This is a genomic window from Streptomyces beigongshangae, from assembly GCF_019710745.1.
GTDB classification, from domain to species: domain Bacteria; phylum Actinomycetota; class Actinomycetes; order Streptomycetales; family Streptomycetaceae; genus Streptomyces; species Streptomyces beigongshangae.
Genome location: NZ_JAHKJW010000014.1, coordinates 66643 through 78186, shown reverse-complemented (window position 1 = coordinate 78186; position 11544 = coordinate 66643). Strand labels below are relative to the sequence as shown.

8 protein-coding genes are annotated in these 11544 nt (G+C 74.1%); 2 read left to right on the top strand and 6 right to left on the bottom strand.

Annotation, left to right across the window (positions count from 1 at the left end; translation table 11 throughout):
* Positions 1-9 precede the first annotated feature (9 nt).
* The 6 genes from KM933_RS13515 to KM933_RS13490 form a co-directional block, all read right to left on the bottom strand.
* Positions 10-2037: an AfsR/SARP family transcriptional regulator gene (locus tag KM933_RS13515; RefSeq protein WP_221351700.1), complete on the bottom strand. Its 2028-nt coding sequence runs from the start codon at positions 2035-2037 to the stop codon at positions 10-12.
* A gap of 133 nt (positions 2038-2170) precedes the next feature.
* Positions 2171-4015, bottom strand: a complete 1845-nt coding sequence (gene asnB, locus KM933_RS13510; protein ID WP_221351698.1) for an asparagine synthase (glutamine-hydrolyzing) — start codon at positions 4013-4015, stop codon at positions 2171-2173.
* A gap of 88 nt (positions 4016-4103) precedes the next feature.
* Positions 4104-4700: a pyridoxamine 5'-phosphate oxidase family protein gene (locus tag KM933_RS13505; protein ID WP_221351884.1), complete on the bottom strand. Its 597-nt coding sequence runs from the start codon at positions 4698-4700 to the stop codon at positions 4104-4106.
* Positions 4701-4804: 104 nt separating this feature from the next.
* Positions 4805-6832, bottom strand: coding sequence for an FAD-dependent oxidoreductase (locus KM933_RS13500; RefSeq protein WP_221351696.1), 2028 nt, complete (start codon positions 6830-6832; stop codon positions 4805-4807).
* Between the two features lie 4 nt (positions 6833-6836).
* Positions 6837-8426: a methionine--tRNA ligase gene (locus KM933_RS13495; protein ID WP_221351694.1), complete on the bottom strand. Its 1590-nt coding sequence runs from the start codon at positions 8424-8426 to the stop codon at positions 6837-6839.
* The gene (locus tag KM933_RS13490; RefSeq protein ID WP_221351692.1) at positions 8423-8800 is read right to left on the bottom strand and encodes a cupin domain-containing protein; all 378 of its coding nucleotides are present in this window, start codon (positions 8798-8800) and stop codon (positions 8423-8425) included. The genes KM933_RS13495 and KM933_RS13490 overlap by 4 nt, the downstream gene beginning before the upstream one ends.
* Positions 8801-9123: 323 nt before the next feature.
* Between KM933_RS13490 and KM933_RS13485 the strand changes: the two genes are divergently transcribed.
* Together KM933_RS13485 and KM933_RS13480 are read left to right on the top strand one after the other, a co-directional pair.
* Positions 9124-10455, top strand: a complete 1332-nt coding sequence (locus KM933_RS13485) for a lysine N(6)-hydroxylase/L-ornithine N(5)-oxygenase family protein (RefSeq protein ID WP_221351690.1) — start codon at positions 9124-9126, stop codon at positions 10453-10455.
* Entirely contained in the window at positions 10448-11530 is a 1083-nt protein-coding gene (locus tag KM933_RS13480) for an NAD(P)/FAD-dependent oxidoreductase (RefSeq protein WP_221351688.1), read from the top strand. Before KM933_RS13485 ends, KM933_RS13480 begins: the two co-directional genes overlap by 8 nt.
* Positions 11531-11544: the final 14 nt, after the last annotated feature.

Sequence of the window (11544 nt, the reverse complement as noted above, 5' to 3'; positions counted from 1 at the left end):
CGCTCGCGCTCACCCTGCGGCCATCCTGCCGAGGGACTCGGTCAGGGTCCCGGTCCTGTCCCGGGTGACCAGGGCGTTGAGCATCGCCCGCTCCTGGCGGTACCACGCTCCGGAGGTCAGCCCCGTCTGTTCCCGCGCGGCGGTGGCGTAGTGGTCGACCACGCGTTGCACGGCCTCGGCGGCCCCGGGGTCCGGCCCCGGGATCTCCCGCGCCAGGGCCCGGACACTCTGCGGTACGCGGTACCGGTCGATCGCGAGTGATTCGACGAGCCCGGCATCGACCAGCCGTTCGGCGATCCTGTGCGCCTGCCCCTCCGCCGTGTCGAGGAGCACGGCCAGCGCCGCGACGGTGACGACGGCCAGGTCGAGCAGGCCCAGTCTCCTCAGTGCCTTCACCGCGGTCACCGCCGCCCCGGCGGGCCCGCCGGGTTCCTCGGGCGTCTCGGGTTCCTCGGGTTCCTCGGGCAGGAGGTGGAGGCTCGCCAGCAGTGAGTCGCGCAGGCTGACGTCGCCGCACGCCAGGAAGTCGAGCCGCTGGTGCGGCTCGGCCACGTGGCGGGCGAGGTCCGCGACCGTCCAGTCGGGCCGGGTGGCGAGCCGGTCGGCGGCGAGACGCAGCGCGAACGGCAGGTGGTCGCAGGATCTGATCAGGTCGGAGGTGGCGGCGGGTTCCGCGTCGACGCGGGGCCGGCCGACGCTGCGCCGGAGCAGGTCGGCCGAGGCGGCCACGGTCAGCCGTCCCAGCCGCAGGTGCCCGAGGCCGTCCATGCCCCCCATGGGCGATCGGCTCGTGATGAGGAGCGAGCAGCCGGGCGGCGCGGGGAGGAACGCCTGGACCTGGTCCGCGTCGCGGACGTTGTCGAGCACGATCAGCGCCCGGCGTCCGCCCGCGCCGGCCCAGGTGTGCGGGGCCGGCGCGTCGTCGCCCTCGGGTGCTGTCCCGAACGCCCGCAGGATCAGCCGCATCGCCTGGTCGGGCCGCAGGGCGGGACCGCCTCTCGTGCCCCGCATGTCCACGTGGACCCGTCCGCCGGGGAAGTCGCCGGCCATCGCGTGCGCGGCCTCGACCGCCAAGGTGCTCTTGCCCGAACCCGCCAGCCCGTGGATCGCGACCGCGGAACGCCCTCCGGCCAGGAGCCTGACCAGCGCGGCCAGTTCCCGCGTCCGGCCGACCAGCGGCGCGGGCCGGTGCGGGAGCAGGGACGGTGCCGCCGCCGGGGACTCGGCGGGCTCCCGGGGGCCGGACGCCGTCGCGACCTGCCGGGCGCCCCCGTCGTCGAGACGCGGGTCCTCTTCCAGGATGCGCTGCTGCAGCTCGCGCAGGGGCCGGCTCGGGTCGATGCCCAGTTCGTCGGCGAGCAGGTGGTGCAGGTCCCGGTACGTACCCAGCGCCTCGGCCTGCTGACCGGCCCGGTACAGCGCCGTCATCAGGTGTTCGTGGAGCCGCTCGCGCAACGGGTGCTGGGCCACCAGGAGTTTGAGTTCGGGCAGGACGTCCTCGTGCTGCCCCAGGGCGATCCGTACGCCGAGGTTGGCCTCCGTCACCGCCAGCCGGGACTCCTCCAGCCGCGCGGACTCGGCCATGATCGAGGGGGTGAGGGCGACGTCGGCGAGGGGGGCGCCACGCCAGAGTCCGAGTGCGGCGCCGAAGGACTCCACGGCCCCGGCCGGGTTCCCCGCGGCGCGCTGCGCGCGGCCGGCGGCGACGAGTGACTCGTACCGGTGGAGGTCGATCGCCTCGGGTGGCACGGCCAGTTGGTATCCGGCGGGCCTGGTGAGGAGTGTCCGGCCGGCGGAGTCACCGAGCGCGGCGCGCAGCCGCCACACACAGCCGGCCAGCAGGCCGCCCACGTGGTTGGACGGTCCGTCGCTCCACAGTTCCGCGTGCAACTGCTGGGCGGACACCAGGTGGTTCGCGTTCAGGAGCAGCAGCGCCAGGAGCGTGCGCTGTTTGGCGGCCTTGACGGGGACCCAGTTCTCTCCGTCGTGGTACTCGACCGGCCCCAGGACGCGGAACTTGACAGTTGATCGGTACACCCCGTTCACCTCTCTGCCGGTGGGGCCCGGGCCCCCGGGCCCCCGGGCCCGGCGCCGCCCGGAGACGGCGGCGCCCGGAGACGGCGGCGCACGAAGACGGCGGCGCACGGTGGGCCGGGCCGACTGCGTCAGCTCAGTTCGACAGCACCAGCCGGGGGTTGTGGATCTCCAGCCAGGTCGCCAGGTCGAGCCAGCGTTCCAGGCCGGTACGTGCCGTGCCGTCGACGTCGGCGGCGGCCCGGGCCACCGTCTGCTGCACCCACTCCTGGTCGGTGAGGGCGTGCACGGCGTGGTTCCGGTCGGCGAGCACCTCCTTGGCGTGCTGCTGGAGCGCGGTCGTGTAGAACGGGTCGCGGGTGGACGGGTAGGGGGCCTTGCGGCGCTCCACCACCGAACGCGGCAGCAGATCGGCGGTGGCCGCCCGCAGCAGGCTCTTCTCGCGGCCGTCGAAGGTCTTCATCGACCACGGCGTGTTGAACACGTACTCGACCAGCCGGTGGTCGCAGAACGGCACCCGGACCTCCAGGCCCACGGCCATGCTGAGCCGGTCCTTGCGGTCCAGCAGGATGCGCAGGTACCGGGTCAGGTGCAGGTAGCACACCAGCCGCATCCGCGCCTCGAACGGGTCCTCGCCGACCTGCCGGGGCGCTTCCGCGACCGCCTCCGCGTACCGCTGGCGGAGGTAACCGGGCAGGTCGAGGTCGGCCAGCAGGCCCTTGTCGTACACCCCGGTACCGGTGTGCGGGCTGGTCACGTGCGTGTGGTCGACCCAGGGGAACATACCGGCCTGTTGGGCCTCGGGCTGGTGCATCCACTTGTAGCCGCCGAACACCTCGTCGGCGGACTCCCCGGACAGGGCGACGGTGGAACGCTCCCGGACGGCCTTGAACAGCAGGTAGAGGGAGTTGTCGGCATCGCCGAACCCGGCGGGGAGGTCCTTCGCGGCCACCACCGCGCGCCGGACGGCAGGATCGGCCATGCCCTGGGCGTCGAACACCAGGTTCTCGTGCGCGGTGCCGCAGTGCGCGGCGGTCTCCTTGGCGAAGGGGGCGTCGGCGTCCGCCCGGAACGGGTCGGCGGCGAAGTTCTCCTCGTGCCGGGCGAAGTCGACGGAGAAGCTGCGGATCTGCTCGCTGTCGCCGAGTTCCCGCTGGGCCAGCGCGGTGATGGCGCTGGAGTCGAGGCCGCCGGAGAGCAGGGTGCAGCGCGGCACGTCGGTGACCAGCTGGCGGCCCACGATGTCGGTGAGCAGCTCCCGCACCCGGGCGACGGAGGCGGCCCGGTCGTCGGTGTGCTCGGTGGCCTCCAGCTTCCAGTAGGTGCGCACGCGTTCACCGTCGCGGTCGACGGTGACCACGGTGCCCGGCCGGACCTCCCGCATGCCGCGCCACACGGCGTGCCCGGGGGTGCGGACCCAGGAGAGCGCCTCCCGCAGCCCGTCGAGGTCGACGGCCTTCTCCGCGAGGGGGTTGGCGAGGACGGCCTTGGGCTCGGAGCCGAAGAGCACCCCGTCCCGGGTCGGGTGGTAATACAGCGGCTTGACGCCCAGGCGGTCCCGGACGAGCAGCAGCCGCTCGGTCCGGCCGTCCCAGACGACGAAGGCGTACATACCGTTCAGCCGCTCGGCCAGCGCCTCGCCCCACTCCAGGTAGGCATGCAGCACGACCTCGGTGTCACTGCGGGTGCGGAAGGCGTGCCCGCGGCGGCGCAGTTCGTCGCGCAGCTCGACGAAGTTGTAGATCTCGCCGGTGTAGGCGAGGGCCACCTCGCCGCCGCCGGTGTCGTAGGACATCGGCTGGCGGCCGCCCTCGACGTCGATGACGGCGAGCCGGCGGTGGCCGAGTGCCACGTGCGGCCGGACCCAGACACCGGAGTCGTCCGGGCCGCGGCAGGCCATGGTCGCGGTCATGGCGGCGACCGTCTCCCGCTCCCTTCGCAGGTCCCGTCCGTAGGAGACCCAACCGCTCAGACCGCACATGGCGTTTCGCCTTCCGTGTGTCGTCGTACTACGTCTCGGATCGTCGTACTAGATCGTCGTACTACGTCTCGGACCCCGGGCGGGGTCCTCAGTCGAGGTGGTGGGGCAGCGCGATGCCCGGTGCGAGCGCGGGATCGGGCACCGGGGCACCCCGTTCTAGGCGCACGGGGACGACACCCGCCCACAGGCCGAGTGCGGCGTCGGGGCTGTCGCCGTCGTCCGGCGGTCCGGTGCGCACCTTGACCGACGCCTCCTCCAGGCTCAGGGCCAGCAGCGTCGTCGCGGCCAGTTCCTTGCGGCTGGGACGGCGGGCGTAGTCCCACTGGCCGGGCTGGGCCTGCTCGGTGATCAGGCGCAGTCCGGTCAGGGTCTCCTCCGGGTCGGTGACCTGGCGGGGGACGCCGTAGATCATGGCGCTGCGGTAGTTGATGCTGTGCTCGAAGAGCGAGCGGGCCAGCACGATCCCGTCGACGTGGGTGACGGTCACGCAGACGGTCCGGTCGGGGGCCGAGGCCAGGCTGCGTGCGGCGACGGAGCCGTGGAGGTAGAGGGTGTCCGCGGCGGCGCCGTACACGGTGGGTACGACCACGGGGGTGCCGTCGACGACGACGCCCAGGTGGCAGATGAACCCGGCGGCGAGGACGGCGTCCAGGTCCGCGCGGGCGGTGCGCCCCTTCTCCTTCATGCGGCGCAGCCGCGTCCGGTCCGTGGCCGGGAGTTCGGCGCCGAGGGGGTGGCGCGGGGAAGTGCTCAAGGTGTCACCTTCGCTGTGTGCCGGGGGCGGAGCCGTCACGACGTGGGGCCCTGCCACTGCAGCAGGCACCGCACGGCGGCCGCCGCCTCTTCGGCGGCGCCCGGCGCCGTCTTGAATCCGGCTCCGGACCAGCATGCGGCCACCACGACCGGGGGCTCACCGGGGAGAAGGCCCAGGAAAGGCCCGTCTGGATGGTACAGGTCGGCCCCGAACCGGCCTCCCTGGTAAGGGGCTTGGGAGATCCAGGGCCAGCGGTGGGCGACTCCGGCACGGATGTGGGCGACCTGCTCGTCGGTGAGGACGTCGCCGTGGCCGGCCGGCACGTCCCACTCCTCGACCGGCCGACCGGTCAGCTGGCCGCCGGCGAATTCCCCGTCCAGCTGCGGGCGGCCCCAGATGCCGCAGGTCAGGTCGCTGACCGCGGGCAGGTGGCCGGGGCCGCGGAAGTAGGCGTACCGGATGCGTCTGGTGCGCGGGGCCGGGCCGCCGGGGCGGGGCGGCAGCCGGTCACCGAGCAGCGCCGGGGTCCCACCGCCCGCCGCCACCACCGCGCAGCGGGCGGTCAGCTCGCCCGCCGGGGTGGACACGCGCACCCCGCCCCGGTGCGGCTCCAGGGTGTGCGCCGGTCCCGGGGGCAGCAGGACGGCCCCGTGCCGCAGGGCCCGGGCGAGGTACAGCGCGGCGGTGCCGGCCGGATCGGCGTAGCCGCCGCCCGGTTCCCACACCGCGGCGGCGACGCCGTCCGCCGTCAGGCCGGGCCAGCGCGCGGTCAGTTCGCGGGGTGTGAGCAGGTCGGCCTTGATGTCGGCCGCGGCCAGCTCGGCGATGCCGCGTTCGGCCTCGGTGACGTCGTCGGGGCCGAGCAGCACCACCGAGCCGGTGCGGCGGAGGCCGGCCGACCGGGGCGGGGCGGCGGTGCCCCACAGCAGCTGGTGGCTGCGCACGGCCAGGGCGCGTACGACGGGTTGCGGTTCGTACGCCCGGATCAGGCCCCCGGAGACGTGGGTGGCCGACCCGGCGTCGGGGCCGAGGCCGGCGACCGCCACGGTGAGGCCCGCCGCGGCCAGTTCCGCCGCGGTGGCGGCGCCCACCACGCCGGCGCCGATGACCACGACGTCGTACCAGGTGGCCGGGGTGCCCGTCGGGCGTGGTGCCGGGGTGCCCGTCGGGCGTGGTGCCCGGGTGGCCGCGAGCCGGTCGACCGGGACGACCTCCCAGCCGGCGTCGTCGTCCGCGTCGACGGGATCGCCGTCGGCGTCGAAGACGGGGCCGGCGACCGCGCGGACGGCTGTGAGGAACCGGTCACCGGTGGCGGCCGGGTCCGAGCGCAGGGCCCGCAGGAGCGCCGCGAAGGCCGCCTCGACCTGGAGGTACGGGCCGCCGCGCAGCCGTACGACCCGGGCGTCGCCCGCCGCGTCGCCGAGCAGGTCGGTGAATTCGGGTACGGCGCAGTCGTCGGTGAAGAACAGCGGTCCGTCGTGCCCGTCCGCGCGCAGGCGCCGGGCGGTGTCCGCCGCGCCGTGGTGGGTGCCGCAGACGACCAGCGCCCGGCCCGTCGCGGCCGGGTCAGGGACCGGGTCCGGGGACAGCCCGGCGAACCGCTCGGCGAGCCGGCGCCCGTAGGGGCTGCCGTCGTCGACGGCGGTCAGGGGGCCGACGCCGAGGTCCTGGGCGGCCCGGCGGATCGCGGCGCACTGGCCCAGGTCGTGCGGGCACCAGCGCAGCGCTCCGCCGCCGCCCGCGGCGAGCAGGTCCGGGTCGGTGGCGAGCGGCAGCAGCACCGGGAGACCGGCCTGCCGGTAGTGCGGCAGGGCCTGTGCGGCACCCAGGCTGTTGAAGTGACCGATGACGGCTCGCACGGCGGGTCCGGGATCCGCCGTGAGGGCACGCGCGACGCGTTCGGCGGTGTCGGCGTCGCCCCGGTCGTCGTGGAACTCCCAGCCGACGCCCGCGCCGCGGTGGGCGGCGGCGGCCCGGGTGAGCAGTTCGCCCCAGGCCGCCCGCGGGCCGCTGAAGGGTCCGACGACGGCGACGCGCACCTCGGTGTCGTCCTGTCGTGCCATGGTCTCAGTCACCGAAGACCGGACGGCCGGGCACGGTCAGCGGCCGACCCGCCGGGGGCGGGGTCAGCGTGGTGGCGTCGACCGCGCGGCCGGCGTCCTCGCCCAGCAGCGCGGCGAGCCGTGCCGCGCCGGCCGGCATGACGGGCGCGGCCCACGCCGACAGGGCGCCGGCGACGGCCAGTTGGGCGGTCAGGGCGGCCCGGTGGGCGGCGGGCGAGCGGTCCCGCTCGTACGCGTGGACGTACCCGAAGTCGCTCGCGCCGGCGACGGTCTCGTCGAGGAGGGCGACGGCTCGGCGCGGGTCGAAGCCCTCGACGCCGTAGGACTCGCGCAGCTCCGCCACGGTGCGCTCCAGCCGGGCCCGCAGCCGCTGCCAGGCGGGCCCCTCGGGCCGCTCCGCGGGGACCCGGCCGTCGCTGTCACGGGCCACCGCCGCGAACAGCCGCTCCAGCCAGCCGTTCCACTGGGTGGTCAGCAGGGTCCTGGTGCGTTCCAGGTCCGCGCGGGTGAAGCTGGTCTGGCGGCCGTTGGGCCGGTCGGCGAGCACATGGTGGCGCAGGATGTCGGAGCCGGCCTCGGCGAGCGCCTCGTGCGCCCAGACGGCGTGCCGTCGGCTGGTCGAGAACTTCAGCCCGTCCAGCCGGTAGAACTCGTTGACCACGAAGGCCCGCGGCAGGGCGGCCCGGGGATGCAGGGCGGCGTACAGGGCGGGGAACAGCACGGCGTGGAAGTAGCCGTTGTCGAAGCCGAAGAACTGCACGGGAGCGGGCCAGTCACCCTTCTCCCGCTGCTGCTCGGGCAGTTCCCACAGGTAGCCGGGAGCCATCTCGAACCACACGTAGGCCCGCTGGTCCTCGAAGCCGGGCACGGTCACCGGCACGCCCCACTCGCCGGGGTGACTCACGGCGATCTCCGGCAGCCCGTCGGCCACCATCTGATCGCACAGGAGCCGCAGGTGGGGCGGCATGTCGGCCGTTGCCCAGAACGCCTTCAGCCGGTCGGTGAACGGCGCCAGCGGGAAGTACAGCCGGGTGGTGTCGCGGATCTCGGCCGGGGTGCCGCAGACGGTGCAGCGCGGCTCGCCCAGGTCGGCGCAGTCGTTGGGCCGGCCGCACGGCTCGCAGGCGTTGCCGTTGGACGAGGAACCGCAGTGCGGGCACTTGCCCGTCAGGTACGCCTCGTACAGCCAGCGCTCGCACGGGGTGCAGTACGGCAGCGGCCGGGTACGGGCGACGACGTGCCCGGCGTCGTGGAGGCGGAGCAGGAAGTCCTGGACGTGGGCGAGGTAGCCGTCCTCCTCGCGTGGGCGCACCACCCGGTCGAAGGCGACCTCGGCCTGCTGCCAGACCCGGGTGATGGACGCGCCGTAACCGTCGGCGACCTCCTCGCCGGTACGTCCGCCGTCCTTCAGACCGCGCACCGGGACGTAGCTCTGGTGGTCGTCCAGGCCGGTGGTGTAGCGGACCTCGACCCCGTCGGTGGCGAGGAAGCGGCGCAGTACGTCACCGGCGACGTAGGGCCCGGCCAGGTGACCGACGTGCAGGTCGCCGTTGGGAGTGGGCGGAGTGGCGGTGATCCAGACCGGAGCGCTCACTCGGTCACCCCCGGGCCCTCGGTCCGTTTCCGCTCGTGCAGCGGCCAGTAGACCGAGAGCCAGGTCAGGGTCTCGGGGCCCGGATTGTGCACGACGTGCTCCTGGTTGCGGGGCAGGACGACCACGTCCGAGGCGGTGAACTCGGTCCTGTCGCCGGCGAGGTCGAGGCTGCCGGAGCCCGAGAGGATCACCATGACCTCGTCCTGGTCGTGGCAGTCGGGTTCCGAGGAGGCGCCGGCCGGCAGGAAGCAGGCCATGCCGCCGAACGGCGGCTCCTCCCGGCTCTCCTGCGCCTGCCAGGGAATGAGCCGCTGACACGCCATGCCGAACTCGCTGACAGCGGCGCCTTCATGTATCCGAAATTTGGTGATCATGCTTTATCCATATCCCGTTAAAGGATCGCTCGGCCGGTGGGACAGGGGCTTTTCCATGCCTTTTCCCGTCCTGGTCAACTGTGCGCGGCGAACTCGGCGTCAGGACAGCGGACCCGGCCGACCTTGCAGGAAAGTGTCACCGCCAAAGCAGGTGTTAAACGGGCATACGGCGCCAGTTGGCGGAGGGTGCCGCGTGCCGGGTGGCAGTTCACTGCCACGCTCCGCCACCGGGCCGTCACCCGGCCGGAATTCGGGATAGCTTCTGACTCGCCTCGGGCAATGGCATATCGAACCAACCGCCCGACGGGAAGGGAAATGTCTTGATGGGAAATCCGCGCGACAATTTCTCGCCGGTTTACGACGTTGTGGGAATCGGTTTCGGACCGGCCAACCTGGCCCTGGCCATCGCCCTTGAGGAACACAACGAGAGCGCTCCGCGCGATCAGGCGGTCACCGCACTCTTCCTGGAGCGGCAGCCCGGCTTCGGATGGCACCGGGGGATGCTCATCGACGGCGCCACGATGCAGGTGTCGTTCCTGAAGGATCTGGCCACCCTGCGCAACCCGACCAGCCGTTTCGGGTTCGTCCCCTACCTGCACGCACGCGGCAGGCTGGTGGACTTCATCAACCACAAGATCCTGTACCCCACTCGCGAGGAGTTCCACGACTACCTCGAGTGGGCGGCGGCCGGGGTCGATCACATGGTCTCCTACTCCAGCGAGGTGACCGAGGTCCGCGCGGTCGACGACCTGCTGGAGGTGGTCGTCACGGGCCCCGGCGGCAGCACCGTGCACCGGGCGCGCAACGTGGTCGTCGCCTGTGGCCTGCGGCCCCGGATGCCGCAGGGCGTGCGGGCCGGCGCGCACGTCTGGCACAGCAGCGAGTTGCTGACCCGGCTCGCCGGGTGGACCTCGGACGTGCGCCGGTTCGTGGTGGTCGGCGCCGGACAGAGTGCCGCCGAGGCGGCCGAGTACCTGCACCGCGCCTACCCGCGGGCCGAGGTGGAGGCGGTGTTCGCCCGCTACGGCTACAGCCCGGCCGACGACAGCCCGTACGCCAACCGGGTCTTCGACCCCGAGGCCGTCGACGTGTACTACGACGCCGACGAGGCCGCCAAGAACCGGCTGATGGCCTACCACCGCAACACCAACTACGCGGTCGTGGACCTCGATCTGATCGAGGAGCTGTACCGGCGGGCGTACCAGGAGAAGGTACGCGGCCACGCCCGCCTGCGGGTCCGGGGCGTCAGCGAGGTCACCGCCGTCCAGGACGGGGGCACCGGCGTCACCGTCCGCGTCCGCTCGCAGGCCACCGGGGCGGAGGAGGAGGTCGCCGCCGACGCGGCCGTCTTCGCCACCGGTTACGACGAGCAGGACCCGCTGCCGCTGCTCGGCGCCCTGGGTCCGAACTGCGCCCGGGACGCCGCCGGACGGCTGCGGGTGGGCCGCGACTACCGGCTGACCGTGGACGGCCTCAGGAACGCCGGAATCTACGTCCAGGGCGGCACCGAGCACACGCACGGCATCACGTCCTCGTTGCTGTCGATGGTCGCGGTCCGCTCCGGCGAGATCCTCCGCTCCGTACTGGAGCACCGGGAGACGGCCGTCCACGGCGACGACGAACCGCTCGCCCTGGAAGGCGCGGGGCATGACTGATCCCGTCCACCGGGCGGACGTGGTCGTGGTCGGCGCCGGGGTGGTCGGTACGGCCGTCTTCCACGAACTGGCCGCCCGCGGCGCCCGCGTGGTCCTGGCCGAGCGGGACCGTGCCGGGCTGGGCACGACGGCCTGGAGCGGCGGCATCGTCCGCTGCCACCACGACGACCCGGTCCTCTCCGACCGGGCGGCGGCCGGCTGGCGGTACTTCCGCCGCTTCGCCGAGCACACCGGGGAACCGGCCGCCTTCCACACCAGCGGGTTCCTGTACCTGCCGGCCCCGGACCGGGTGGCCGGCGCCCGCGCGGAGGCGGCCCGGCTCGGCGCCCGGTCGCCCGTGACCTGGCTGGCGGCCGAGGAGGTCACCGAGCGCTTCGGCCACCTGCTGGCCGGGCCGGCCGGCCACGGGGCGGTGTGGGAGCCGGAGTCCGGCTGGCTGGACCCGGCCGAGGTGACCCGCGGCTTCCTGCGCGCCGGCCGGCGCCGGGGCGGCACGGTCCTCGAAGGGGTCGCCGTGCACAGCCTGACGCGGGCGGGCGGCGGCCGGATCACCGGGGTGCGCACGAGCGCCGGAGCGGTCCGTGCCGACCGGGTGGTACTGGCCACCGGCGCCGCCACCGCGCACCTGCTGACCACGTGGGGCCTGGCGCACGACCTGTGGGCCCAGGCCGTACAGGTCGAGCTGTACCGACCCGACGCACCGGTGTCCGGCCAACCCGCCTACACCGACGACGAGTTCGACGTCAACGGCCGGCCCGACCCGGAGAGCGGCGGGGTCTACGTCGGACACCCCACGCACCACCGGCTGCCCTCGCCACCCGGCCGGGAACAGCTGGACGCGGCCCAGTCCCGGCTGGCCGCCGCGGCGGGCGCCCGGCGCTGGGGATGGCTCTCCGGCAGCCGCCACCTCGGTGGGCTGCGCGCGGCGGAGTGCTGGGCCCCGGACGGCCGCGGCCGGGTCACGGCGCACCCGGACGCCCCCGCACTGCTGCTGGCCACCGGCTTCAACGGGGGCGGATTCAAGATGGCGCCCTGGGCCGCCGCCGAGATCGCACGCCTGGCCGGTTCGGCATGACCGCGACCACGCCG

Coding starts and splice junctions, on each gene's coding strand:
- asnB (WP_221351698.1), bottom strand. CDS start 4,015: ATGTGCGGTCTGAGCGGTTGGGTCTCCTACGGACGGGACCTGCGAAGG.
- KM933_RS13505 (WP_221351884.1), bottom strand. CDS start 4,700: ATGAAGGAGAAGGGGCGCACCGCCCGCGCGGACCTGGACGCCGTCCTC.
- KM933_RS13500 (WP_221351696.1), bottom strand. CDS start 6,832: ATGGCACGACAGGACGACACCGAGGTGCGCGTCGCCGTCGTCGGACCC.
- KM933_RS13490 (WP_221351692.1), bottom strand. CDS start 8,800: ATGATCACCAAATTTCGGATACATGAAGGCGCCGCTGTCAGCGAGTTC.
- KM933_RS13485 (WP_221351690.1), top strand. CDS start 9,124: ATGGGAAATCCGCGCGACAATTTCTCGCCGGTTTACGACGTTGTGGGA.
- KM933_RS13480 (WP_221351688.1), top strand. CDS start 10,448: ATGACTGATCCCGTCCACCGGGCGGACGTGGTCGTGGTCGGCGCCGGG.